Raw genomic sequence first — 24,216 nt, forward strand, 5'->3', positions numbered from 1 at the left:
CCGGCCGGCCTGTTCGATATCGTGCGGCCGTGACCACCACCGACGACCCGACGACAAGCGAGCAGGCGATCGGGGACGAGCGAGCAGGAGGACCGCGTCCGCGCTCGCTGATCGTCACGTTCTTCGGCTCCCACGCCCGAGAACTCGACGGCTGGATCTCGGTGGCCGACCTCGTGCGGCTCATGAGCGAACTCGACGTGGACTCCCCCGCCGTACGCTCGGCGGTCTCGCGCTTGAAGCGACGCGGGCTGCTCGAGGCGCGCCGCGTCGGCGGCGCAGCCGGATACACGCTCTCCGAGCACGCCAGGGGCGTCCTCGCCGAGGGGGACCGGCGCATCTTCAGCCGCCGAGTCGCGGCCCCCACCGACGAGTGGGTGACGGTCGTGTTCTCCGTGCCGGAATCCGAGCGACACAAGCGCCACCAGCTACGATCCCGCCTGACCTGGCTCGGGTTCGGGACCATCGCGCCGGGCGTGTGGATCGCGCCCGCCCACCTGACCGACGACGTGCGCGCCACGCTCGAACGGCTCGAGGTCACCGAGTACGTGACGCTCTTTCACTCGACCCACCTCGGATGCGGCGACACGCCCAGCGCAGTCGCACAGTGGTGGGACCTCGACGGTCTGCGGGAGCTCTACGACTCATTCCTCGAGGTGCACGAGCCGGTGCTCACCCGATGGAAACGCCGCCGTGCGGAGGCCGACGACCTCGCGTTCGCCGACCACCTGCGTGCCGTCGACGCTTGGCGCCGGATGCCCTATCTCGACCCGGGCCTGCCCACCGAGCTCCTGCCTCGGGGATGGCGCGGTAGCCGCGCGGCGAGCGTGTTCTTCGAGCTGCACGCGCGCTTGCGCGAACCGGCGCTGCGCCACGTGCGCGCCGTGGTCACCGGCTGAGCCACGAGTTCAGGCGTCAGACACGCGATCCTGCGGGATCACGGCGGTGCCGACCAGCTCCACGAGCGCGTCCGGGTCGAACAGTCCCGCCACCTCGAACAGCGCCATCGCCGGATAGTGCTTGCCGAGGTACCGGCGATACTCGGCGCCGAGTGCGCGGAGATTCTGCCGGTACTGCTCGGCGTCGGTGGTGTAGACGACCAGGTGCACGAGGTCGTCCGTCGTCGCCCCGCACGCGGTCAACGTGACCGACAGGTTGCGTAACGCCACCCCGAACTGTTCGACGAGCGTGGTGCCCTCGATCGAACCGTCGGGTCGTTGCGCGGTCTGCCCACCCAGGTACACGGTGCGCCCGTGCGCGGCGACGACAGCGTGCGCGAAACCGGTCGCCGGGCTCAGCTCCGGCGGGTTCACGATCCGGTGCACGGTCAGCGTCCTTTCCACTGTGGAGCGCGGTGGCCGGTGAAAGCGGCATGGAACTCTGCGTAGTCCTCGCCCCGCATCAGCAGCGCCTGCGTCATGGCGTCGAGCTCTACGGCAGCGTTGAGCCCCATGTCGAGCTCACGCGTCAGCAACGCCTTGGTCTGTGCGTACGCACGGGCCGGACCGTCGGCGAGGCGGCTCGCCAACGCCGCGATCGCCGCGTCGAGCCCGTCGTCGTCCACCAGCTCACTCACCAGGCCGTAGCGTTCGGCGTCCACAGCGGACAACGAATCCCCCAGCATCAGCAGCTGGGTCGCTCGCCCCAAGCCGACCATCCGGGGCAACAGGTACGCCGCTCCCATGTCCGCACCGGCGAGGCCGACCTTGGTGAACAGGAAGGCGAACTTTGCCGACCGGGTCACGATCCGGAAGTCCGAGGCCAGCGCCAGCACCGCTCCCGCTCCGGCAGCGGTGCCGTGGACCCCCGCCACGACCGGGATCGGGCACTCCCGCATCGCCTGGATGACCTCGCCGGTCATCCGCGTGAAATCCGTGAGCTGGTCCGGCCGCATCGCCAAGGTCGCGCCGATGATCTCGTTGACGTCGCCACCGGAGCAGAACGACTTCCCCTCTCCACGCAGCACCAGCACCCGGGTGTCGTCCCGGTGCGGGAGTTCGTGCAGGAGGTCCCGCAGGTCCGCGTACGCCTCGAAGGTGAGGGCGTTGAGCTTGTCCGGCCGGTCGAAGGTCAGCGTCGCGACGCCGTCCTCGTGTTCGAGCCGGAAGTGCTTCCAGTCGGCGGTGAACGGCACCGACCCACGAAACGGACTCACCGCAGGATCCCTCCTCCGCCGAAGGCGACGCCTCCGATGGACGCCGCGGCCGCACGTCGCGAAGTTATCACGACGCCGTGACCACAGTCAGGATCCCGAGATACCCCGATCGGACCGCCGACGACCACACAGCCGGGTCCCCCGATTCCCAGCGGGCTGCTGAGTGATCACCACGGACGCAGCCCGACCACCGGCGGGTTCTCAGCGCCCTCCTCGCGAGGACAGCGATTCTCGTCGCGTAGGTGTCGCAGCGAGGAGGGCGCTGAGGTTCCGCTACGAGGGCGTTGCTACTCGACAGCGACCGCTGGTGACACGCCCAGTACAGCACTGTCGGCGTCCAACGCCTCGACCGCGACGAAGCGGTGCACCCCCTGGACGTCCACCCGCGTCTCGAAACCGTTCCGCGCCGCATCCTGAACCGGTGCGAGCTCGTCCTCGTTGGGCCCGGCCAGCACGCGCCAGGTCACCACGCGGGTCGCCCCGTTCCAGCTCGCGAACACGGTGGTCACCTCTTCGGGAGCGACCCTGCCCGCCGCCGCGGGAGTGTCCGGAGGCGCACCGTCCCAGGCGAACCGGAACGCTCGGTAGGAGGCGACTCCGTCGTCGAAACGGCCGTGCATCACACATCGGTCCTCGGCGTCGAACTCCGAGTAGAACGGGACACCGCCCCAGCCGATGACGCAGTGACCTTCCGGGAGCACGTGGTTGTTGCCCATGTTCGGTGCGAGCAAGCCTTCGGGGCTGAAGGTCTCCCGAACGAGTTCCGCCGTCAGGGCATCCTCGTCCACGGCGAGGATCACGCCTCGGGAACGGTCTCCACCCCCGGCGCCGGCGTTGTCGTACAGGCTGATCGTCCCGTCGGGAAGCCTGCGGGCGTCGTGCTGCCACACGAACGGCGTCCCCGCCCCCATCCCGAAGTCGCTGCTACTCCCGTTGAGCCGCCAGTACACCTCCCCCGTACCACGGTCCATCCGGTAGATCGCGTGCGTGTTGCGCGCCGAGACGAGGACCGCGCCGGCACCGTCGGGATGAACCGAGTTGATGTGGAAGTAGTCCCACGGCGCCGCCGGATCCTCCGGCAGCGGCAGGAAGGACTCGGTGATGTCGACGTGCTCGGCACAACTCCACTCGGCGAGGACCTCACCGGTGGCGATGTCGACCTCCTGCACCACACAGTCGATCAGCTTGCCGTCCGCGGGTCCGCCCACCGGTGTGAGGTCGTAGTCGATCGTCACGTACGCCATGAGCAGCGCCGTGTCCCCCGCCGTGATGATCATGTCGTGCAGGTCGGCCTGCAGGTCGTTGCCCATCCGCACGGTCGCGATCGTCTCGTACGACGTGTTCGCGAGCACGAACTCACCGTTGCCGTAGCCGGGTGGCACCGTGACCGCGCCCTGCCACCAGGTCAGCACCGGTTCGCCCCGGTACCGCTGCACCTGAAGGGTGGTCGCCACCTGCCCCTGCGGTGTCGGGGCGAACCACACGGGCGCACCGTTGTTGTCGACGATCAACGGTCCGGCCTCCACCGGCTCGCGCGGCGCCGGGGCCTTCGCGTTCATCGATGCGGTCGGCATCGGCGTGAGGAACACGTGACCGGGCAGCGCGCCGTCGCCGGGCACCAGCATCTCCACCATCGCGGGGTGCAGGTCAGGGCGTGTCACGAAGCTGTGGCCGCCGAAGGCGCGTGGCGCTGCCTGTGCCGCCGGTACGGGGAGTCCACTCAGCGCACCGGGCACCAGAGTGCCCGCAGCCGCTGCACCGGTGACGGCGAGGAATCCTCTGCGGTTCATACGCATGCCGGGCATGGTCGATCTCCTCTTCGGTGGAGTGCGGGCGATCAGGTGTTCACGGCGAACGGATCGGGCACGCGGCCGTCGGCACGCACCTTCGCCACGATGTCCGCGAGCGAGGCGGAGTCGTTGACGTGCGGGAAATCCTCGTCGGGCACGTCGACGTCCAGGAAATCGCACAACGGCTCCCACCCGTCGCCGACCCGGTACACGAGAAGGCGGTCCGAGGGGACGCCGTCGATCACGGCGGCGTTGTGTCGTTCGTAGACCGAGATCGCGAAGTCGCGGTCCTCGAAGCGGCCGTCGAACGTTCCCGGCGCGTCCCAGATCATCCGGCGGATCGTCGGCAGCAGCTCGGCCAGTTCCGGGTCCGGCGACTCGCTCTCGCGCACGGCGACCTGATAGATGGAGTTGTACACGCTCTCGTACCACTTCTGCGAGTCCCGGACCGTCAACAGCACCTTCGCGTCCGGGTAGTACTCGGCGAGCTCCCGCCAGTGGGTACAGCCAGGCCAGTCCACGGTGGACTCGTAGCCGTCGAAAATCCCTTCCCAGTCGGGAGTGTTGCCGTCGAGGATGTCCGCCCATCGCGATGCACGGTGGGGCTGCGCGATCACCTCGAACATGTGGTACGTCGGGCCGTACCCGAGATGCTCCAGGGCTGCTTTCATCGAGGTCGTTCCCGTTCGGCCGAAGCCGGCACCGATCACCTTCATCGTCGCGTCTCCTTCGTCGCGCTCATGTCGTTCTGTGGAGCGTCACCGCTAAGGGGCGAACTCGGTCAGCCGCCGCAGCAACGTTTCGGCCAGGTCCGGACGGCAGACCACGAGGTCCGGCAACCACGGATCGGGCCGGTTGTAGCGCAGCACGCCGCCGTCGATGCGCGAGGTGTGCAGGCCCGCCGCGCGCGCCACGGCGACCGGTGCGGCCGAGTCCCACTCGTACTGGCCACCGGCATGCACGTAGGCGTCCGCCGCACCCAGCACCACGGACGCGATCTTGGCACCTGCCGAGCCCATCGGCACGGTGTCCGCCCCGATGTCGTCGGCAACCGCTGTCAGGAACGCGGGCGGACGGCTCCGACTGACCACGAGCTGCGGCCGGCGAGTGCCGGGATCGAGGCGCACGGGCGGTTTCGCTGTGCTGAGTACGACATCGCGAGCGGGCAGTGCGACGGCCCCGGCGACCACGTCCTCGCCCTCGGCGAGCGCGACGTGCACTGCCCAGTCGTCTCGGCCCGGTTCGCCGAACTCCCGCGTGCCGTCCAGCGGATCGATGATCCACACGCGACCGTGCGAGCGGCCGACAGTTCCCGCCCCGTCCTGGTCGGACAACCCCACCGTGCCGTGTTCGGACAACACCGCGTCGTCCGGACGACGCCGGGCGAGCTCGGCCAGCAGCAGCTCGTGACCGGTACGGTCACCTTCCTCCCGCAAGTGCTGCGGTTCGAGGTGACCACTGGACTCCCGAAGCTCCACCAAACGCCGACCGGCGGTGGCGGCGAGTTGCTCGGCGAGCGCATGGTCGTCGACGGTCATCGGGTCGTTCCTCCGATCAGTGCTCTCCGGCGCCCGGCCGGTCGCGTTCACGTCGTGCGGTCAAGGCACTCGTCGTGCCGGCACCGGGATTCCCCGTGCAGTCATCGGCGATCGCCCCACGCGTCGATCCACCCGCGCTCGCGCAACAGGTCCAGCACGCGGTCGACCGCCTGCCCGGATGTCGTCTCGGACGTGTCGAGCACCAGATCCGCGTCCTGCGGGCTCTCGTAGGGAGCCGTGACTCCGGTGAACTCCCGCAGGTCTCCGCACCGTGCGCGAAGATAGAGTCCTTTGCGGTCCCGCCGTTCGCACTCCTGCAGCGGGGTCGCCACGTGCACGAGCACGAAGCCGCCGTAGACCTCGACCATCTCCCGCACTGCTTGCCGATCGGCGGCGTACGGGGCGATGGGCGCGCAGATCGCGGCTCCGCCGTGCCGCGCCACTTCGGCGGCGACCCACCCGATGCGGCGTACGTTGCGGCTGCGGTCCTCGGCGGAGAACCCGAGGCCCTCGCACAGGAATCGCCGCACGACGTCCCCGTCGAGGAGGCTGACCGCCCGCCGGTCGTGCCGGGCGAGCTCGTCTCGCACGCCGCGCGCGAGCGTGGACTTACCTGCACCGGACAAGCCGGTGAACAGCAGCGTGAATCCCTGGTTGCGCAAGGGGGGATGCAGTCTGGCCTGCTGCTCGGCCACTGCGGGTGTGGTGAACCAGCTCGGCAACGAGGCGCCGGTGTCGAGCAGGTCGGTGAGCTCGCGGTCGGTGAGGTCGCCGCGTCGCTGCTCGGGCGGCACTGTCTCCGCAGGCAGCCATCGGTTTCGGGCGTCTCGCGCGAGTTCCGGCGGGTGTACCACCGGAATCGGTGACTGCTCCAGCTCGCCGCCGGAGAGAACGTGGGTCGCACCGTAGGCGGCGGCGACGTGAGCGCACAGCGTCTCGTCACACGCGTGCGAGGAGTTCTCCCGCAGTGGCACGGGAACGACGACCGTCTCGGACGGCAACTCGGGCTCGGCGGCGAGCACCGCTTCGACGAGCGTCTCCGCGCGGGGACCGAGCATTCGGGGCAGCACCAGCACGGCCGCCCCGAGCGATTCGGCGACATGGCGGATCTCTGCGATCCGTCTGGAATGCAACGGACTCCGCACCACCAGACCGAGGACCGGCCTGCCGGTGAGGCGGCGGCGCGACGCCGCAGCGGACGGACGCAGCGCACGCAGCGTGCCCCCTCGGTCCGGCCCTGCCGGGCGCACCGGCCCCGCGACGTACGTGCGGCCCCACGCCGACCACGGCGCCCGGTTCTCGACCACACCGACCGGGGCGCCTTCCGCATCGTGCAGCTCGAGCGAGGCGTGTGCGGCGTCCTCCGCAGGCACCGACAAGGTCACCGGCACGGGCCACGGGCTGCCGTCGAGAAGGCGTCCCGAGCGACGCACCGCCGCCGCGTCCTCGGCGCCCAGGTACCCGTTCAGCGGGCCGAACGCCCCGTCGAGCAACAGCTCCAGATCGGCGAGTTCTCCGCGGTCGAGCACCCGAATCGGTGGCCGCACCTCGGTTGCCGAGGTGGTCGTCGTCTCCGCGCTCACGTTCACTCCTCGCGACCGGCTGGATATCCGGACCCGCCACGACGCCGCTCCGATAGTCACCGGGATGCACCGAACGATGTGTGGGCTCGTCGCCCTCATTCGGAGAATGCGGCGAGATCGTGCGGTGGAGCGTGCCCAGCCTCGATCAGGTTGTCAAGCGCGGTCGGGAATGTGGCGCGCGGGAACCGGGAAGAAAACGCGAAGAAGTGGCGACGGGTCGTCACGGTCATTCACGGTCGTTCCCTTCACCGCTCCGGAAGATCTCGTACGCCATTGTCACCACACCGCGAGAATCACCGCGAGCCGAACGGCTCACGTGCACTGTCGCAGCGACGCGAAGACGCCGTCGAAAGTCATGCGAAAGGGCCTCACGCTGACGCTTGCGCATCCATTCGCGCGCGGCCCTTGCACACTTCTCGAACGCTTTTCGCACCCTCGCGATCCAGCCTTACAGCGGCCGAGTTCACACACCCATCACGAGAGAACGGGAAACCCGGCAAACGAGAGATGCCCGGACCGCCTCGCTCCGGGAACCGGGCTCCGCCCACGTCGGGGAGCACCCGAACGGCCGACCCTGCGCGCGTGTCCGACCGGCGTAACCTTGTGCTCGGGTAGGGCGGGGGAGGTCTCATGGAACCCGGACGTACGCGCCGCCTCGCCACCGCAGTGGTGGCCCTGTTCGCGCTGTCGGCATGCACTGCCTCGGCGCCACCCCAACCCGCCCCACCACCTTCACCCGAGGGCGTCCTGGCGATCAAAGTGGACAACACCGTTCCCGGTCGACCACCAGTCGGGGTCGAAGCCGCCGACGTCGTCTACATCGAACCGGTCGAAGGCGGTCTGAGCCGGATGCTCGCGCTCTACGAGTCCCGATTGCCGCCCCGGGTCGGACCCGTTCGCAGCGCCCGTGAGACCGATCTGGAACTCCTGCCCCAGTTCGGACGCCCCACGCTCGCCTACTCGGGCGCGGCGCCGGAGCTGGTCGAAGCCATCACACAAGCCCCGATCGAGCCCGTCACGGACAAGATCGCGCCGGAGGGCTTCACGCGTGACGACGCCCGGAAGATCCCGTACAACCTGTTCGTCCGCCCGGAAGCTCTGCCGCGCGGTGCACCGTGGCCGGAGCAAGCGCGCTTCCCGAGGGGTCCGGCTCCTGAAGACGGAACACCCGCGCCCTCGCAGGAAACCTCCTACGAAGCCGCGCGCATCACCTTCGACTGGTCCGAACCGGACGGCAGGTGGGTACTGTCGATGGACGGTCGTCCGGTGAACAGCGCCGCGGGGACGCCGCTCGGCGGCCCCACCGTCGTCTTCCAGGAAGTGCCGATCACGATGTCGGGCATCAGCGACACGGCAGGAACCGTGTCCCCGGTCGCCGCCAGTACCGGTGAGGGCGCAGCCACGATGTTCCGGGACGGCAAGGCCTACGAGGGCCGGTGGTCCCGACCGTCCCCGCAGGACCCGACACGCTTCACGGGGCCAGACGGACAGCCGCTCCCCTTCGCCGACGGGCAGGTCTGGATCGTGCTCGTCGGGGCGTGAGAGGGCGTCCGGAAACGGGCATTTGTGTCCGTAGTCGGAGTTCGTGCCTCGCAAGGCGGGGGTTATCGCCGTGTACACCCGGTACTCACGAGGGCCCCAACGCCGCGAGGTACGAACCGGACGCCGGTACTGGACCACCTACCCAAGTTCCCTGATACCCGCTGAGCGCCGCGCGATTGCCGGGCCGCCCCACCCGCAGTAGCGTCTGCCTCCTTCCCACCCCGGAAGCGGAGGTCCCGATGGCCATCACCCGCCTGAACCATGCCGTGCTGTTCGTGGCCGACCTCGCACGCAGCACCACGTTCTATCGCGAGGTCCTCGGGTTCACACCGGTCGACATGACCCCCGAAGGCTTCTCGGGTGCGGCGTTCCTGCGGGCTCCGGACTCGGACAACGACCACGACCTCGGCCTGTTCGAAGTGGGCGGCTCGGCGGGGCCGTCGGAGGCAGGCAGGAGCACGGTCGGCCTCTACCACCTCGCTTGGGAGGTGGACACGCTGACCGAACTCGAACGTCTGCGCACCACGCTCGACACGGCCGGGGCGTTGGTCGGCACCAGCGACCACGGCACCACCAAAAGCCTCTACGGCAAGGACCCCGACGGCCTCGAGTTCGAGATCGCGTGGCTCGTACCGTATGACCGGCTCGACCAGGAGACCCTCGAGGCCAGGAAGACGATCGTCGCGCTCGATCTCGGGCGTGAGAAGGAGCGCTATGGTGCCGACACCATCGGCGGCCACACTGGCCCGGCGTAGCGCGTCCTAGGGGGCGTCGTGGAACTTGGGGAGGTGGCCCGGTACCGCCGCGCCAGTTCGCGCCTCGCTGCGTTGGGGGCAGACAGAACCGGTCGGCACCACTGCCGATTCCGGCCGAGTCAGGCGTCGCCGGAAGCACCGTGTGGTCCGGTCCTCTTGCGCAGGCGCAGGCCGAAGACACCGGCACCGAGCAACGCCACTCCGGCCAGCAGCACGACCAACGGACCGCCGAGCGCCCCGCCGGTGAGGTCCCAGACCGCCTCCGGCACCGAGACGGTCACACCCACGATCCCGGCCACCAGCAGCGGAAGATCCTGCCACCGCACGTACAAGCCGAAGAACACGACGGCCAGCGCCAGCGTCGCGCCGTAGCCCCACGCCGTCGAGTCCAGTCCCAGGGCCCACTGTGCCCCGAGAAGCGCGATGAACGCACCGCCGGTGAGACCCACGGTGCGTTCAGCCAGCCACTCCGCCAGGGACAACGCGATCCACACCCCGCCCAGTGCGACCAGAAGCGCCGCCGTCAGCATGGTCGCGCCGGGCCACCAGTCGCCGGTCGCCGCATACACCACGCCGACGCTGAAGGCACCCATCGCCAGCATCCCGGGAACGGACGGCAGGGCCAGATAGCCGACGACGGCCACGACGAGACCCGCCGTCGCGGTCGGCACCGCCCACTCGTTCTGCGACCCGGTGGATACCGCCATCGCGACCAGCGGCGCAGCCAGCACGAACAACGCCGCCACGATCCGCCTGCGGGGCGTGGATGCGGGCCGCAGCGACCGGACCCGGCTCGGACCGCCCGCGACGAGCACGCCTGCCGCCGTCACGAGCGCGGCCAGGGCGAGCAGGATCGACACCCGCGCCACCTGACCGAGGTCCTCCCAGGACATGTGCAACAGCAGGGCGGCGCCACCGAACACGAGAGCGGCACCGGCGTATCCCAACACTTCCCACAAGCCGCCGCGGCGCTGTCCCGGTGAGTTCGCCGTGCCGGACGCGCTCGGCACGCTCGCCGCGGCGAGCTCGGTGAGGACGACGTCAGCCTGGTCCGGCGACAGCACTCCGCGTTCCACCAGCCCCCGCACCGCCGCGCGCTGCCGCGGTGTCAGTTCCCCGGTCATGCCCGCCACCTCCGTGTCCGTCGCCGGACACAGCAGCCTGACAGACCGCCCGATGCGGCCATCGAACCGCACCCTCCCCCGCGATGCCTCAAGAGGTGAACGGCACTCTCGCCCCACCACACGAGGCGAAAGTGCCGTTCACCTCACACCCCACACCCGAACCGCGTGGTGCGAACGGCACGTTCACCCCACGAGACGAGGCGAAAGTGCCGTTCACCCCACGACACGAGGCGAAAGTGCCGTTCACCCCACGAAACGAGGCGAAAGTGCCGTTCGCCCCACGAGGCGAGGCGAAAGTGCCGTTCGCCTCACGAGACGGGGTGAAAGTGCCGTTCGCCTCGCCGGTGGTCGTGGGTGTCCACTGCGGATTCGGAGTGTCAGTAGGCCCAGCGGAGTTCGGCGGCGACCTCTTCCTGAGTGCGACCGGCGAAGCGAGCGATCTCCCCGCGGCGGATGTTGCCGATCGTCGCGGCCAACGGCTCGCCCAGCGCGCCGGTCAACACCGGGTCGGCCTCGAACGCGGCCAACGCCTCGTCCAGTGACTCGGGCAGTCGTACGATGCCCCGTCGCGCGCGTTCGTCCTCCTCGAGCGACGCCGGATCCACCTCGACCGGTTCGGGTAACCGCGCGCGATCGGCCAGCCCGGCGAGCCCGGCGAAGATCACGCCCGCCACCACCAGATACGGGTTGGCCGCCAGGTCGAAGCACTTGATCTCCATGTTCGCACTGCGATGTCGACTTCCGGTCGGGCCGGGCACGAGACGCAGCGCCGTCTCGCGGTTCTCCTGCCCCCACGCCGCGAACGCCCCGGCCCAGTGCTGCGGCACCAACCGCAGGTAGCTCGCCACCGAGGGCGCCCCGAGCACCAGCAGCCCCGGCAGGTGCGCGAGCACGCCCGCGCTGAACGCTTCGCCGGTCGAGTCCAACCCGCACGGGCCGTCTCCGCCCGCGAAGGTGTTCTGCCCTTCCCGGTGCCACACGCTGAAATGAACGTGCCCACCGTTGCCGACCCCGTCGGCGACGACCTTCGGCGAGAACGACGGCCGCAGACCGTGGCTCAGGCTTACCGCGCGGATCGTCTCGCGCACCAGGACCATGTCGTCGGCCGCCGCGACGGGATCGGTCGCTGCGACCGAGACCTCGAACTGTCCCTCCGCGTACTCGGGGTGCACCTGCACCACAGCGATGTCCTGGGCTGTGAGCGCGGAGACCACGTCACGCACGTAGTCGGAACGCTCCACCAGGCGAGCTTGACCGTACGACGGACCGCGTGCGGCGGAGACGAAGGCGTCCGGGTCGGCGCCCGGAGCGGGGTCGGCTCCGACGACCCACTCCACCTCGAACGCCGCCCGCATCTCCAGGCCTTCGGCGGCCAGCCCCGCTACCGCTGCGCGCGCGGCACTGCGCTGGTCGATCGGGTGGACGCCGCCTTCCTGGTCGTAGCGGTCGACCGGCGCCCACGCCCAACCGGGCTGTGCCGCCAGCGGCGTCAACCGGTCGAGGTCGGGATGCAGCCGCAAGTCGCCGATGACACCGGGCGCGTGCGGCCCGGTGACGGGCGATCCATCGTAGAGGAACGAGTCGAACACCGGCGAGGCCCCGACGCCCCAGGCCGCCGCGTTCTCCAGGGCCGCGACGGGCACCGCTTTGACCCGGGTGATCCCTCCGTTGTCCACGAAGGTCGCTGCCACGACCTCCACGCCTCGCGCCACCAGTCCGGCCTGGGCGCGGCGTGCCTGTTCGGCGCGTTCCCGGCGCTCCCGCTCGTCCATACTTCGCTCCCGTTCCTCGGTCGCCCGGCTTGCGGATGTGATCAAGACTAGCCTTCACGACACGACAGCACAGATCAGCAACGGGAGACAGCCATGGCAGCGAGTGTCCGGGACGAGTCGACAGCCGCCCCGCTCGTGGACCACCACTGTCACGGCCTGCTTCGGGAGAACCCCGATCCGGCGATGTTCGAACGACATCTCGGCGAAGGGGACGGCCCCGGCCTGCACGGCGCCACGCCGTGGAACGCGATGCTCGGTATGGGGCTTCGGCGCTGGTGTCCGCCGGTACTGGACCTGCCGGCGCACAGTGAACCGGCCGAGTACCTGCACCGCCGGGTCGAGTTGGGTGCCGACGAGGTCAACCGACGGTTCCTGCGGGCGAGCGGCATCACCCGGTTCCTCGTCGACACGGGCCTGCTTCCCGACACCATCACCTCCCCTGCCGAGCTGGCCGCGCTCTCCGGCGAACGGGCCGACGAGGTGGTGCGCCTGGAGCAGGTCGCCGAGGAGGTCGTCCGCTCCGGGACCAGCGCCGAACGGTTCGCCGAGCAGGTCGAGGACGCGCTGGCGCAGCGACTGCGCGGCGCCGTCGGGGTGAAGTCGATCGCCGCGTACCGGATCGGCCTCGACTTCGACCCCAGACCGCCGAGTCGCGCCGCGGTCCGCGCCGCGGCGGACACGTGGCTGCACAGCGGCGGCAGGTTGGCTCACCCGGCGATCCACCGCTTCCTGCTGTGGCGTGCCGTCGAATGGGGGTTGCCGATCCAGTTCCACATCGGACTCGGCGACACCGACCTCGACCTGCACCGTTGCGACCCGCTCCTGCTCACCGAGTTCCTGCGCGCCACGCGAAGCTCAGGCACGCCGGTCGTGCTGCTGCACAACTACCCCTACCACCGGCACGTGGGGTATCTCGCGCACGTTTTCGAGCACGTGTTCGTCGACATCGGCCTCGCCGCCCACCATGTGGGCAGCCGCGCGGGCGCGGTACTGGCCGAGACGACGGAACTCGCCCCGTTCGGTAAGCTCCTGTTCGCCACCGACGCGTTCGGGCTGGCCGAGCTGTACCTGCTCGGCAGCACGACGTTCCTACGGGCGTTGGACAGGTTCCTCGACGCCGGCGTCGCGGAGAACGACTGGACTGTCGGCGACGCGGCACGGATCCGCGAGGACATCACCGGCGGCACCGCCCGGCGGCTCTACGCCCTGGACTGAGAGAGCATGTGGGAACTGGCATGTGTGCCCGTAGGGCACGCCTCACACGTGACCAGCCGGAGCACGGTGAGCCGCTCCGGCGTTCGGAGTTCGTGCCTCGCAAGGCAGGGGTCCTCGCCGCGTACGCGTGGTACTCAACAGGACGCAGCGAGCCGCGAACTGTGGCGACGGAACCGGACCACCTACCCAAGATCCACAATGCCCTCCGAGGCCGGGACCGTGCAGGGACCCGGCCGTGTTGACCTCGACCTAGCTCGAAGTTCCACACTGGGCCGGTCCGCACGAGACGAGGAAACGAGAGCACGCCATGACTCCCAACGTCAGTTGGCAGACCATGCAGTCCTTCGCCAGCGACAGTTCGGTGACCCGGCAGAAGCTGGCTCCCGGTCTCGGCAGGCGCATCGTCGGCTACGCCCGCCCGTACGTGGCCGACATCGTGCCGTTCCTCGTGCTGGTGGCGGTCGCGGCGGTACTCGGGATCGTCACGCCGTTGCTGTTCAAGGCGATCATCGACAACGGCATCGTGCCGCGTGACATGGCGGTCGTGGGATGGCTGGCGGGAGCCGTCGCCGCCGTCGCGGTGCTCGAGGCCGTCTTCTCCCTGATGCAGCGCTGGTACTCGGCGAAACTCGGCGAGGGTCTCATCTACGACCTGCGGCGCGAGGTGTTCGCGCACGTCCAGCGGATGCCGGTGGCGTTCTTCGTGCGGGCCCAGACCGGCTCGTTGGTGAGCAGGCTCAACACCGACGTCATCGGCGCGCAACGGGCCCTGACGAGCACGCTGTCCTCGGTCGTGTCGAACGTGCTCAGCCTCGTGCTGGTGCTCGGCGCGATGTTCGCCCTGTCCTGGCAGATCACGCTCATCGCGCTGGCGCTGCTGCCGTTGTTCCTGCTGCCGGTGCGGTGGGTCGGCTCGCGGTTGCAGCGCGTGACCCGCGAGCAGATGCGCACCGACGCCGAGATGAGCTCGCTCATGACCGAGCGGTTCGGCGTCGCCGGGGCGATGCTCACCAAGCTCTACGGCCGGGCCGACGACGAGCGCGACGGCTTCTCGCGGCGCGCCTCGCGGGTGCGCGACCTCGGCGTCATCTCGGCCATGTACACGCGCGTGTTCACGGTGGCCCTGACGCTGCTGGCCGCCCTGGCCACGGCCGTGGTGTACGGGCTCGGCGGCGTGCTCGTCATCTCCGACGCCTTCGAACTAGGCACGCTGGTCGCACTCGCCGCGCTGCTGAGCAGGCTCTACGGCCCGCTGACGGCCCTGTCGAACGTGCACGTCGACATCATGACCGCGCTGGTCAGCTTCGACCGGGTGTTCGAGGTGCTCGACCTCGAGCCGCAGGTGCGGGACGCCCCGGACGCCAAGGATCTGCCCGCCGACACCGCGACCGTCGAGTTCGACTCGGTGTCGTTCCAGTACCCGGGCTCCGACGAGATCTCGCTCGCGTCGCTGGAATCGGTCGCGCGCAGCGAGAACACCCCGCCGAACCCGGTGTTGCACGACGTCTCCTTCACCGCCGGGCGCGGTGAGATGATCGCACTGGTCGGCCCGTCGGGTGCGGGCAAGACCACGATCACCCATCTCGCCGGGCGGCTCTACGACGCCACGTCGGGCACCGTCCGCATCGGCGGCGAAGATGTCCGCGACGTCCGGCTCACCTCGCTCTACGACCACGTCGGGGTCGTCACCCAGGAGCCGCACCTGTTCCACGACTCGATCCGCGACAACCTCCGCTACGCCAGGCCGGAGGCCACCGACGCCGACCTCGTGGAGGCGCTGCGGACCGCCCAGCTCGGCCACCTGCTCGACGAGCTGCCCGACGGCCTCGGCACCGTGGTCGGCGACCGCGGCTACCGACTCTCCGGCGGCGAGAAGCAGCGGCTCGCGATCGCACGGCTGTTGTTGAAGGCACCGCCGATCGTGGTGCTCGACGAGGCCACCGCGCACCTGGACTCGGAGTCCGAGGTCGCCGTGCAGCGGGCGCTGCGCACCGCGTTGTCCGGAAGGACATCCCTGGTCATCGCGCACCGGTTGTCCACGATTCGCGAAGCCGACCGCATCCTCGTGGTCTCCGGTGGCGGGATCGCAGAGCAGGGCACGCATCAGGAGCTGCTGCTGCGCGACGGGGTGTACGCCGAGCTGTACCGCACCCAGTTCGCCTGGCAGCCGGAGACGCCCGGCGACGGTCAGCTCGCCACACGCTGACTCGGGTGTGCGATCTGCGTGGATGGTCGCGTGGCAGCCGCTAGCCGATGAACGAGTCACCGGATCCGGCGCTCGCGTGTGGCGCCGACGCCCCGCACAGTGGAACGACGACACTCGTGCGAGGAGGGAGCGTCGATGGTCACCGTGGGCCTGATGGTGCGGGTGGAAGCCAAGCCGGGGATGGAATCGGAGGTGGAGAGTTTCCTGCGGGACGCGCTGCCGCTGGCCGAGGAGGAACCCGACACGGTCGCCTGGTTCGCCACCCGGCTCGGCCAGTCCACGTTCGGGATCTTCGACGTCTTCCCCGACGACGAAGGACGGCGTACCCACTTGGCGGGGCCGATCGCGGAAGCACTCAGTGAACGCACCGACGACCTGCTGGCCGAGCCGCCGACGATCGAACACCTCGACGTCCTCGCCCACAAGCTGCCGGGATGACGACCGTGCCTGCGGGTCAGCAGGGACTCTCGCCGCGTACGTGTGGTACTCACGAGGACCCCGACGCAGCGAGGCCCGAACGGGGGCGGGCGGTACCGGGCCACCCACCCCAGTTCCCCAACGCGCTGTCAGAGGCCGCTGAGCAGGGTGATCGGATTCTCGATGCAGTCGCCGACGTAGCGCAGGAAGCCGCCGGCGACGCCGCCGTCGCAGACCCGGTGGTCGAAGCTCAGCGACGCCTGCGTGACCTTTCGCAGCGCGAGTTCGCCGCGGTGGGCCCACGGCTTGTCGACGATGCGACCGATCCCGAGCAGCGCCGCCTCCGGGTGGTTGATGATCGGCGTCGACCCGTCCACCCCGAACACGCCGTAGTTGTTCAGCGTAAACGTGCCACCGGAGAGCTGCTCCGGAGCCAGGGCCCCGCTGCGGGCGAGGTCGGTGAGTTCGCGGATCGCGACGGCGAGCTGCTCGGTGGTCATGTCGTGGGCGTCGCGGATGACGGGGACGAGCAGGCCGCGGTCGGTTTGCGCGGCGAAGCCCAGGTTGACGTGCCCGTAGCGGACGATCTCGTTACGCTCGACGTCGACCGTCGAGTTCAGTTCGGGGAACCGACGCAGCCCTGCGACGCAGATCCGGGCGAACAACGCGAGCAGGCCGACGTCGGCACCGGCCTCACGCATCGCCGTCCGCGCCTCCAGCAGCGCGGTCGCGTCGAGATCGACCCAGGTGGTGGCGTCGGGAATCTCGCGGCGGCTGCGCGAGAGCTTCTCGGCGACGGCGCCGCGCATCCCTCGCAGCGGTGTGCGGGTCTCACCCGGCGTGCTCGCGGTTGCGGACCGCACGCTCGTGGCCTCGGCGATCGCTCGCTCCACGTCCGCACGCACGATCACCCCGCCAGGACCGCTCGCCCGCACCGTCGCGAGGTCGACGTCGTGGTGCCGCGCGAGCTTGCGCACCACCGGCGAGAGCACGCGCGGCTGCCCGGCGGTGGCCGGCGCCGTTGTCGCAGCGGGGTAGCTGGCCGAGTCCGTCCCCTGCGTGGGCACTGGCTGCGCGGTCGGTGCGGAACCCACCCGCGCCCGTCGCCGACGCGGACCACCGTGCCCGGTGCCGTACCCGATCAGGACGTTGCCGGAGCCCGCCTTCTCTTCCTCACGATGCTGCCCATGCTGCGAACTCCTCGGCTCCGGGGTCGAGCTCGACTCCGCCGCGATCGTGATCAGCGGCTTGCCGACCTCCAGCAATGTCCCCGCCTCGGCGTGCAACGCGGTCACCTCACCCGCGTACGGACAAGGCACCTCCACTGCGGCTTTCGCGGTCTCCACCTCGACGACGTGCTGGTCGACGGTGACCCGGTCCCCCACCGAGACCTTCCACACCAGAACCTCGGCCTCGGTCAATCCCTCTCCCAGGTCGGGAAGCAGGAACACCTGATCGGTCGCCACCCCGGTCACGCCTTGCCTCCCGCGAGTTCGCGCTGCTCAGGGACCCACGTCGTGTCCGGCGCGTCGTCCCATTGCAACCGAGCGATCGCGTCCAGCACACGGTCCACGCCCGGCAGGTGCACGTGCTCGGCCTTCGGCGGCGGATAGGGCACGTCAAAGCCGGAGACCCGGAGCACCGGCGCGTGCAGCGAGTGAAAACACCGTTCCTGTACCCGCGAGGCGATCTCGGCGCCGACTCCGGCGAACCCCTGCGCTTCCTGCAGCACCACGCAACGACCCGTGCGGCGCACCGAGGCGGTCATCGTTTCGTCGTCGAGCGGCACGAGGGTGCGCAGGTCGACGACCTCGACGTCCCAGCCTTCCGACGCGGCGGCAGCGGCGGACTCCATCGCCACCGGAACCGACGGGCCGTACGCCAGCAACGTCGCGTCCCGGCCGCTGCGACGCACGACCGCCCGGCCGAACCCCTCGGTGCTCGCGGGCAGCGTGAGCTCCTCCTTGGTCCAGTACAGCTTCTTCGGCTCCAGGAACACGACCGGGTCGGGGTCGTCGATCGCCTCGCGCAGCAGGGAGTACGCGTCGGAGGCGCTCGACGGTGTGACCACCTTGAGACCGGGGGTGTGCGCGAAGAACGCCTCACTCGCGTCGCAGTGGTGCTCCACGCCGCCGATCCCGCCCGCGAACGGGATACGGATGACCATGGGCAGCGTCACCGCGCCACGCGTGCGGTTCCGCGTCTTCGCCACGTGCGAGACGATCTGCTCGAGCGCCGGGTACGAGAACGCGTCGAACTGCATCTCCACGACCGGCCGGTAGCCGGCCATCGCCATCCCGACAGCGAAGCCGACGATCCCCGCCTCCGCCAGCGGCGTGTCGAAACACCGGTCCTCGCCGAACGAACTCGCCAGCCCGTCGGTCACCCGGAACACGCCGCCGAGCTCCCCGACGTCCTCACCGAACACGACGACTCCGTCGTCGGCGCCGATCGCGTCGCGCAGCGCCTGGTTGAGTGCGTGCGCCATGCTCACCGCAGGCATCAGCGGTCCTCCTCGCTCATGGCCTCGGCGGCCTGCTCGGCCACCACCTGCGCCCGCTGCTCCTGCAGCTGCGGCGTCAACTCACCGAACACGTGCTCGAAGATCTCCAGCGGAGCCACTTCCGGCTCCTGCTGCATCCGCGCCCGTACCGAACCCGCGAACTCCTCGGCCTCCTCGGCGAACCCGCGCACGTCCTCGTCGCCGAGACACCCCCGCGCTCGGAGGTAGCGTTCGGCACGCTCCAGCGGGTCGCGTCCTCGCCACTGCTCGACCTCGGTGTCCTCTCGGTACCGGGTGGCGTCGTCGGCGTTGGTGTGCGCCTCCAGCCGGTAGGTGTGCGCCTCGATCAGGAACGGACCGCCACCGGACCGGGCATGTTCGACTGCGGTGTCCAGCACTGACGTCATCGCCGCGACGTCGTTGCCGTCGACCTGTTCGGCAGGCACGCCGTAGCCGACGCCCTTGTGCGCGAGGGTCGGCGCTGCGCTCTGCTTGGCCAGCGGCACGCTGATCGCCCACCCGTTGTTCTGCACCAGGAACACGACCGGCGCCCGGAAGACCGCGGCGAAGTTCAGCGCCTCGTGGAAGTCGCCCTCGCTCGTCGCACCGTCCCCGAGCATCGCCAACGCGACCGAGTCCCGTCCCTTGCGGGCCTGCCCGTGTGCGAGTCCGACGGCGTGCAACGACTGGGTCGCCAGCGGGGTGCACTGCGGAGCGGTCTTCGTCGCCTGTGAGTCGTATCCGCAGTGCCAGGTCCCGCGGAGCAACGTCAGTACCTCGATCGGATCCAGACCTCGCGAGACGAGCGACATCGTGTCGCGGTAGGTCGGGAACAGCCAGTCGTCGTCCCGCAGGCTCGCGGCGGCGGCGATCTGGCACGCCTCCTGACCACGCGAGGACGGATAGACCGCGAGCTTGCCCTGCTTCGTCAGCGCCGTGGCCTGGGTGTCGAACCGTCGTCCGATCACCATCGCCCGATACGCACTTCGCAGCCGCTGCTCCGACGGCATCGCGTAGTCCCGCGCGTAGCCCGCGGGCGTCGCGTCGTCCAGCAACCGCACGGGGGACGCCGAGGGGAGCAACCGATCCGCCACCGCGGCCGCGGACACCTGGGTCGACATGAACGCACCTCCGACAGACGTGTGACCTCCGATGGTCCGAGCCGCCTACACTTCGCACAAGACAGACCCGAAAGAGCGCGACACATGGCTTCCAGGAGGACTCATGGCGATCCGTTCGTCCGGCCGAGGCGGTTCCGGCCAGGACCGCGCCGGACGTCCGGCACCCGGACGTGACGAGCTCGACAACACGATCATCGAGGAACTCACCCGGGACGGACGTCAGTCGGTCCGCGCCCTCGCAGGCAGGCTCAACCTCTCCCGCAGCAGCGTCCACGCCCGGGTCGAACGGCTCGTCCAGGACGGTGTCGTCGCCGGGTTCAGTGCCCGCATCGACCCCGCCGCGGCCGGACTCGGCACCTCGGCCTTCGTCGGGCTCTCCATCGAGCAGAACGCGTGGCGGGAGGTATCGGCCCGACTCGCGGCCATGCGCCACGTCGAGCACGTCACGCTGATCTCCGGCGAGTTCGACGTCCTCGTGCTGGTCCGGACCGAGGACAACGCGTCACTGCGCGACCTCGTCTTCCACGACATCCAGTCGCTGCCCGGTGTCACCGCCAGCCGCACCTGGCTGATCTTCGACGAGTTCGACATGACGCACCCGCCCCTGCACTGAGAGCGCATTTGGGAACTGGCCGGGTGCGGGGCTCGGCGTTCGGAGTCCGTGCCGGGCAAGGCTGGGGTTGTCGCCGCGTACGGCGTGGTGCTCGAGAGGACCCCAACGCCGCGAGACGCGAACTGGGGCGGCGCCACCGAACCGCCCATTCCGATCACAGCACAACCCGAGCTGTCCCGGGTGTGGAGGAGGGTCCCGGCGGCACGGCGCGAACGGACCCTCCTCCACCGGGCCGGACGTGACTCCCCTCGCGGGCCGCGTCCGGCATCGGAGGACGGCGGGGGCATCGCACGTCCACCGACGTCACAACCGGTGTCCGGCGGTCGGCTCTCACAGCGAGTCTGGCCGAGCCGGCCCGGTCCACGGGCGAAGTCCACTCGAAGGAGTTGCAGGACCTTGCTACGCAGCGACAAAGGGCCGCCAGCCGTGGTGCCACCGCGCACCGACCGGAACAGGCGTGGTGCAGGTGCTTCTCGGCGGCGGTGTGCTGCGCAATCATGGCAGCGGGAAACGGGCATCGAAGGCAGGGGCAGTCCAGGCCTGTGCACCGTGTCCCGCCGCCTCCGCCCACCCCCCTCGTGTGGGCGGGGGCCCTCCCCTCTTGGAGGGCCTTGTGGAACTTGGGGGGTACCGCGTGCCCTACGGGCACACATGCCAGTTCCCCAGTGCACTCTTCCGGCGGCGCAGCGCCCGGCGACGCGGGCTCGCCGCTCGTCCGGGCCGGAGTTCACCAGGTCTGGCGCTCCTGCTGACGCAAGTACAGCACCCCGCCCAGTTGCACGACCGTTGCGGCACCGGTGAGCACCACAGCCGTGGTCGTCAACGTCGACCAGCCGGTGAGCACCGCGAAGACCACCGCGACGGCGAACACCGCAGCCGTCCTGATCAACAGGAACGTCAGCCTGCTCGCGTCCATCCGGCGGCCTCCCCTCGCGTCCTACCCGGCCACCATACCGGCCACGGTAGGCCCCACGACGACTGCGGTTCCGTCGCGATCTAGGGTCGACCCGCGGCCGGTGCCCGGACCCATCCCGCGCCCGGCGCGCGACCCGCCTCCGCCCTGCACGGGAGAACGCCGCGATGAGGTTCACGCTCCGCCGCCGCAAGAGGGTCGCCGACGCGGTCGGCGACCTGCCCAGGGCGCGCACGTCGCCGGAGCAGCTCGGCCACGCAGGTGTCGAGATCCAGTCCTTCCGCGGCTGGCACATCGCCCCGAACCGCGTCCAGGACCTCACCGCGCGCTACGCGACACCCTGGAACCAGCACGCCGCGCCGGGCGAGAACAGCGCCGCTGAGACCGCGAACGTCCTGCGCGCATGGCAACGCAGCGGCACGCTCGTCCCGGATCGCGAGCCCGCGATGTACGTCTACCAGCAGACCGGTCCGCGCGGTGCGCAACGGGGACTGCTCACGGCCGCGCACCTCGACAGCCGCATCCTCCCGCACGAGACCGTCCGCCCCGAACGGGTCGAAGGCATCACCAACCTGATGCGGATCGGCCGGTGCAACCTCGATCCACTCCTGCTCGGCTACTCCGGTGGACGCCGCACCACTGTCACACTCAGCGCGGTGGTGCGGGAACAACGGCCGATCGTCGACGTGCTCGCCTCGGACGGGCAGCGGCACGGCCTGTGGCGGCTCGACGACCGCGCCGCCCAGCTCGAGATCGCGTCCGAACTGCGCTCGCTGAGCGCCTTCCTCGCCGACGGCCACCATCGGCGACTCGCCGCACGCCAATACCGGCGAGAGCTCTACGCCGCCGGGTACGGCCCGGGGCCGTGGGACTCCGTCTCGGCGCTGTTGGTCGACGTGCGGCAGAGCCCGCTCACACTCGGTCCCGTGCACCGAGTGCTGCCCTACGTCGACTCGCGTACGGCGTTGTCCCGGGCGGCGCGGTGGTTCCACGTCGCCCAACTCACCGGCCCGATCACGCACTGGGTCCGTGCGTTGCACGAGTCCGTCCCGTACGGTCCGGCCTACCTCGTCGTCACCCCGCGCGAGGTGTTCCTGCTGACCGAGCCGGACCCGGCGTTGCGCGAGGCCGCGCTCGGGCACGTCGCCGGACCGCTGCGGTCGATGCACGCGACGATTCTGGACAACGCCGTGATGCGCAGCCTCTGGGACGTCGACGACGCCGAGGTCGACTACGAGCCGAGCGCCACGCGGGCCGTGCGACAGGTGCGTGAACAGGGCGGTGTGGCGGTGCTGCTCGCCGCACCGGGGCAAACCGAGATCCACCGCGCCTCCTCGGCGGGACTGCAACTGCCGCATCGGACGGCCGCGTTCGGACCGAAGCCGCACCCGGCGATGCTGCTGCGCACCATCGAGCGGTGACGACGGCGATCTCGCGCCGTGCCGCGGAACGCACGGCGACCTGTGTTGGTAGTGGCGTGGCGGAACCGTTGACACGTGCCGCGAAGCAGGTCCCGTTCGTTCCCAGTTTCCCCGGAACTCACTCGACAGTTCGTGTCCGTAGCCACAATCCCCGTGCTACGAGGGAGTTGCGGTGGTGTTCCGGGATATCGTGCGACGTCCTACTCTCCACAAGGGAGGTTCCTCCGCGGTGACCGGACTCGACACGGCATCCCAACCCGACACCCACTCGCAGGTCGGCGAGCTCGTCCGCTACGTCCGCGCGCATTCCCCGTTCTACCGGCGCCTGTACGCCGCAGTCCCGGACCACGCGAAGCTGACGGACCTGCCGGTCGTCCCGCACTCCGAGTACTGGCAGGCGAACACGGTGCAGGACAACGCACTACTGACCGGCGCGCACAACGACGGCGTCGTGTTCAAGTCCGGTGGCACCACCGCCGCACCGAAAGTGTCCTTCTACACCCGCGACGAATGGCGAGAGATGAGCACCACCTTCGCGACCGGGCTGCCTGCAGCCGGCGTCGTCGACGGGGACCGCGTCGCGAACCTGTTCTACGCGGGCGAGCTGTACTCGAGTTTCGTGTTCACGCTGAACACCTTGCAGCAGGCCCCTGTCGACACGGTGCAACTCGCCGTCGGCGGCGCGGCATCGGCCGACTTCGTGCTCTCAGCGGTGCGGGACTTCTCGGCGACGGTCCTGGCTGGTCTGCCGACCTCGCTGTGCCAGCTGGCACACCACGTACGGGAGTCCGTCGGGTCGCTGCCGGACGTGCGGTTGCTGTTGTTCAGCGGGGAAGCCTTCTACGGTGACCAGCGGCGGCTCATCTCGTCGGCGTTCCCGAACGCGCGCTTGCGTTCACTCGGGTACGCCTCGGTCGACGGCGGCATCGTCGGCTCCCCCGTCGCAGACAGCGACGACACCCGGCTGCACCGCGTCTTTCCCGGGCGTGTGCTGGAGATCCTCTGTCCCGAAACCGGGGCGCCGGTGACCAAACCGGGTCGTGCGGGCCGCATCGTCCTCACGGACCTGCGTCGCAGGCTGCAGCCGGTCGTCCGCTACCCCACCGGAGATCTCGCGGAGTGGGTCGATTCGGAGCAGGGCGCGTTCCGGTTGCTCGGCCGCTCGGACGAGGGCGCTCGCGTGGGGCCCGTGACCGTCTATCTGGACGACCTGCGCGGCGTCGTCGAACAGGCCTGCGCCGGGCGGCTGGTGACTGGAGTGCAGGTCGTGCTGCGGCGCCACGCCGGCAAGGACGAACTCGTGCTGCGCGTGGCCGGCGAGCTCGGCGACAGGGAGGTTTTCGCCGAGCGCGTGCGGTCCGGAGTGGACACGATTCGTCCGATGTTCGCCCACCACGTGCAGCGTGGACTGGTGCATCCGTTGCGGGTCGAGGACGTCGAGGTTGCGGACCTCGCCGTCAATGCCCGCTCGGGCAAGCTCGTTCGGCTCGTCGACGAGCGGGCGGACTAGGAGGGGCGCTGATTGATCTGCGTTTGGTGATTCCGTAGCGG

At 70.0% G+C, this 24,216-nt stretch carries 22 protein-coding genes; 9 read left to right on the forward strand and 13 right to left on the reverse strand.

The window, feature by feature from the left end; translation table 11 throughout:
- Positions 1-29 precede the first annotated feature (29 nt).
- Positions 30-896, forward strand: a complete 867-nt coding sequence (locus GIY23_RS11630) for a PaaX family transcriptional regulator (RefSeq protein ID WP_187351850.1) — start codon at positions 30-32, stop codon at positions 894-896.
- Positions 897-905: 9 nt separating this feature from the next.
- On the opposite strand, the gene GIY23_RS11635 is transcribed toward GIY23_RS11630, so the two are convergent.
- The 7 genes from GIY23_RS11635 to GIY23_RS23225 form a co-directional block, all read right to left on the reverse strand.
- Complete coding sequence (locus GIY23_RS11635; RefSeq protein WP_228717235.1) at positions 906-1,322, reverse strand: RidA family protein; 417 nt, start codon at positions 1,320-1,322, stop codon at positions 906-908.
- A gap of 2 nt (positions 1,323-1,324) precedes the next feature.
- Positions 1,325-2,152 carry an enoyl-CoA hydratase family protein gene (locus GIY23_RS11640; protein WP_154076672.1) on the reverse strand — a complete coding sequence of 276 codons (828 nt, stop codon included), beginning with the start codon at positions 2,150-2,152 and terminating at the stop codon, positions 1,325-1,327.
- A gap of 287 nt (positions 2,153-2,439) precedes the next feature.
- Positions 2,440-3,957 carry an arylsulfotransferase family protein gene (locus GIY23_RS11645; RefSeq protein WP_154076673.1) on the reverse strand — a complete coding sequence of 506 codons (1,518 nt, stop codon included), beginning with the start codon at positions 3,955-3,957 and terminating at the stop codon, positions 2,440-2,442.
- A gap of 32 nt (positions 3,958-3,989) precedes the next feature.
- Positions 3,990-4,658, reverse strand: coding sequence for a sulfotransferase family protein (locus tag GIY23_RS11650; RefSeq protein ID WP_154076674.1), 669 nt, complete (start codon positions 4,656-4,658; stop codon positions 3,990-3,992).
- Between the two features lie 48 nt (positions 4,659-4,706).
- Entirely contained in the window at positions 4,707-5,480 is a 774-nt protein-coding gene (locus tag GIY23_RS11655; protein ID WP_154076675.1) for a 3'(2'),5'-bisphosphate nucleotidase CysQ, read from the reverse strand.
- Positions 5,481-5,581: 101 nt separating this feature from the next.
- Entirely contained in the window at positions 5,582-7,063 is a 1,482-nt protein-coding gene (gene cysC, locus GIY23_RS11660; RefSeq protein ID WP_228717236.1) for an adenylyl-sulfate kinase, read from the reverse strand.
- Between the two features lie 95 nt (positions 7,064-7,158).
- Positions 7,159-7,293: a hypothetical protein gene (locus GIY23_RS23225; RefSeq protein WP_267313221.1), complete on the reverse strand. Its 135-nt coding sequence runs from the start codon at positions 7,291-7,293 to the stop codon at positions 7,159-7,161.
- 400 nt (positions 7,294-7,693) lie between these two features.
- Between GIY23_RS23225 and GIY23_RS11665 the strand changes: the two genes are divergently transcribed.
- Together GIY23_RS11665 and GIY23_RS11670 are read left to right on the forward strand one after the other, a co-directional pair.
- Complete coding sequence (locus tag GIY23_RS11665) at positions 7,694-8,605, forward strand: DUF3048 domain-containing protein (protein WP_154076677.1); 912 nt, start codon at positions 7,694-7,696, stop codon at positions 8,603-8,605.
- A 239-nt stretch (positions 8,606-8,844) separates the two neighbouring features.
- Positions 8,845-9,360, forward strand: coding sequence for a VOC family protein (locus tag GIY23_RS11670; protein ID WP_154076678.1), 516 nt, complete (start codon positions 8,845-8,847; stop codon positions 9,358-9,360).
- A 119-nt stretch (positions 9,361-9,479) separates the two neighbouring features.
- Here GIY23_RS11670 and GIY23_RS11675 read toward each other — a convergent pair whose 3' ends face one another.
- The gene (locus tag GIY23_RS11675) at positions 9,480-10,484 is read right to left on the reverse strand and encodes a hypothetical protein (RefSeq protein ID WP_154076679.1); all 1,005 of its coding nucleotides are present in this window, start codon (positions 10,482-10,484) and stop codon (positions 9,480-9,482) included.
- Between the two features lie 377 nt (positions 10,485-10,861).
- A complete protein-coding gene (locus GIY23_RS11680) occupies positions 10,862-12,256 on the reverse strand; it encodes a glutamine synthetase family protein (protein WP_154076680.1) in 1,395 nt (464 codons plus the stop codon).
- Between the two features lie 93 nt (positions 12,257-12,349).
- Here GIY23_RS11680 and GIY23_RS11685 point away from each other — a divergent pair, with 93 nt between their 5' ends.
- The 3 genes from GIY23_RS11685 (at position 12,350) to GIY23_RS11695 (ending at position 16,115) form a co-directional block, all read left to right on the forward strand.
- Positions 12,350-13,471 (forward strand): amidohydrolase family protein, encoded by a 1,122-nt coding sequence (locus tag GIY23_RS11685; protein WP_154076681.1) that lies wholly within the window; start codon positions 12,350-12,352, stop codon positions 13,469-13,471.
- 307 nt (positions 13,472-13,778) lie between these two features.
- Entirely contained in the window at positions 13,779-15,677 is a 1,899-nt protein-coding gene (locus GIY23_RS11690) for an ABC transporter ATP-binding protein (RefSeq protein ID WP_154076682.1), read from the forward strand.
- 135 nt (positions 15,678-15,812) lie between these two features.
- Positions 15,813-16,115 carry a putative quinol monooxygenase gene (locus GIY23_RS11695; RefSeq protein WP_154076683.1) on the forward strand — a complete coding sequence of 101 codons (303 nt, stop codon included), beginning with the start codon at positions 15,813-15,815 and terminating at the stop codon, positions 16,113-16,115.
- A 128-nt stretch (positions 16,116-16,243) separates the two neighbouring features.
- Here the strand turns inward: GIY23_RS11695 and GIY23_RS11700 are convergent, their stop codons facing one another.
- The 3 genes from GIY23_RS11700 to pdhA are packed head-to-tail and all read right to left on the reverse strand — an operon-like array spanning position 16,244 to position 19,718.
- Positions 16,244-17,569, reverse strand: a complete 1,326-nt coding sequence (locus GIY23_RS11700) for a dihydrolipoamide acetyltransferase family protein (protein WP_228717237.1) — start codon at positions 17,567-17,569, stop codon at positions 16,244-16,246.
- On the reverse strand, positions 17,566-18,597 hold the full coding sequence (locus GIY23_RS11705) for an alpha-ketoacid dehydrogenase subunit beta (RefSeq protein WP_154076684.1): 1,032 nt from the start codon (positions 18,595-18,597) through the stop codon (positions 17,566-17,568). Before GIY23_RS11705 ends, GIY23_RS11700 begins: the two co-directional genes overlap by 4 nt.
- Positions 18,597-19,718 (reverse strand): pyruvate dehydrogenase (acetyl-transferring) E1 component subunit alpha, encoded by a 1,122-nt coding sequence (pdhA, locus tag GIY23_RS11710; protein ID WP_154076685.1) that lies wholly within the window; start codon positions 19,716-19,718, stop codon positions 18,597-18,599. The genes GIY23_RS11705 and pdhA overlap by 1 nt, the downstream gene beginning before the upstream one ends.
- 103 nt (positions 19,719-19,821) lie before the next feature.
- Between pdhA and GIY23_RS11715 the strand changes: the two genes are divergently transcribed.
- Positions 19,822-20,331 (forward strand): Lrp/AsnC family transcriptional regulator, encoded by a 510-nt coding sequence (locus GIY23_RS11715; RefSeq protein WP_154076686.1) that lies wholly within the window; start codon positions 19,822-19,824, stop codon positions 20,329-20,331.
- Positions 20,332-21,058: 727 nt separating this feature from the next.
- Here the strand turns inward: GIY23_RS11715 and GIY23_RS11720 are convergent.
- A complete protein-coding gene (locus GIY23_RS11720) occupies positions 21,059-21,247 on the reverse strand; it encodes a hypothetical protein (protein WP_154076687.1) in 189 nt (62 codons plus the stop codon).
- Between the two features lie 164 nt (positions 21,248-21,411).
- Here GIY23_RS11720 and GIY23_RS11725 point away from each other — a divergent pair, with 164 nt between their 5' ends.
- Both GIY23_RS11725 and GIY23_RS11730 read left to right on the forward strand, forming a co-directional pair.
- Positions 21,412-22,665 (forward strand): DUF1015 domain-containing protein, encoded by a 1,254-nt coding sequence (locus GIY23_RS11725; RefSeq protein ID WP_154076688.1) that lies wholly within the window; start codon positions 21,412-21,414, stop codon positions 22,663-22,665.
- A gap of 229 nt (positions 22,666-22,894) precedes the next feature.
- Positions 22,895-24,175, forward strand: a complete 1,281-nt coding sequence (locus tag GIY23_RS11730) for a phenylacetate--CoA ligase family protein (protein ID WP_154076689.1) — start codon at positions 22,895-22,897, stop codon at positions 24,173-24,175.
- Positions 24,176-24,216 lie beyond the last annotated feature (41 nt).

It is taken from the genome of Allosaccharopolyspora coralli (genome assembly GCF_009664835.1).
GTDB lineage: Bacteria > Actinomycetota > Actinomycetes > Mycobacteriales > Pseudonocardiaceae > Allosaccharopolyspora > Allosaccharopolyspora coralli.

Excerpts from the sequence above, each read along its gene's own strand:
- GIY23_RS11645 (WP_154076673.1), bottom strand. The coding sequence starts at position 3,957 with ATGCCCGGCATGCGTATGAACCGCAGAGGATTCCTCGCCGTCACCGGT.
- GIY23_RS11695 (WP_154076683.1), top strand. The coding sequence starts at position 15,813 with ATGGTCACCGTGGGCCTGATGGTGCGGGTGGAAGCCAAGCCGGGGATG.
- GIY23_RS11670 (WP_154076678.1), top strand. The coding sequence starts at position 8,845 with ATGGCCATCACCCGCCTGAACCATGCCGTGCTGTTCGTGGCCGACCTC.
- pdhA (WP_154076685.1), bottom strand. The coding sequence starts at position 19,718 with ATGTCGACCCAGGTGTCCGCGGCCGCGGTGGCGGATCGGTTGCTCCCC.
- GIY23_RS11725 (WP_154076688.1), top strand. The coding sequence starts at position 21,412 with ATGAGGTTCACGCTCCGCCGCCGCAAGAGGGTCGCCGACGCGGTCGGC.
- GIY23_RS11650 (WP_154076674.1), bottom strand. The coding sequence starts at position 4,658 with ATGAAGGTGATCGGTGCCGGCTTCGGCCGAACGGGAACGACCTCGATG.
- GIY23_RS11685 (WP_154076681.1), top strand. The coding sequence starts at position 12,350 with ATGGCAGCGAGTGTCCGGGACGAGTCGACAGCCGCCCCGCTCGTGGAC.
- GIY23_RS11715 (WP_154076686.1), top strand. The coding sequence starts at position 19,822 with ATGGCGATCCGTTCGTCCGGCCGAGGCGGTTCCGGCCAGGACCGCGCC.
- GIY23_RS11675 (WP_154076679.1), bottom strand. The coding sequence starts at position 10,484 with ATGACCGGGGAACTGACACCGCGGCAGCGCGCGGCGGTGCGGGGGCTG.
- GIY23_RS23225 (WP_267313221.1), bottom strand. The coding sequence starts at position 7,293 with ATGACCGTGACGACCCGTCGCCACTTCTTCGCGTTTTCTTCCCGGTTC.
- GIY23_RS11720 (WP_154076687.1), bottom strand. The coding sequence starts at position 21,247 with ATGGACGCGAGCAGGCTGACGTTCCTGTTGATCAGGACGGCTGCGGTG.
- GIY23_RS11655 (WP_154076675.1), bottom strand. The coding sequence starts at position 5,480 with ATGACCGTCGACGACCATGCGCTCGCCGAGCAACTCGCCGCCACCGCC.
- GIY23_RS11690 (WP_154076682.1), top strand. The coding sequence starts at position 13,779 with ATGACTCCCAACGTCAGTTGGCAGACCATGCAGTCCTTCGCCAGCGAC.
- GIY23_RS11705 (WP_154076684.1), bottom strand. The coding sequence starts at position 18,597 with ATGCCTGCGGTGAGCATGGCGCACGCACTCAACCAGGCGCTGCGCGAC.
- GIY23_RS11665 (WP_154076677.1), top strand. The coding sequence starts at position 7,694 with ATGGAACCCGGACGTACGCGCCGCCTCGCCACCGCAGTGGTGGCCCTG.
- GIY23_RS11680 (WP_154076680.1), bottom strand. The coding sequence starts at position 12,256 with ATGGACGAGCGGGAGCGCCGGGAACGCGCCGAACAGGCACGCCGCGCC.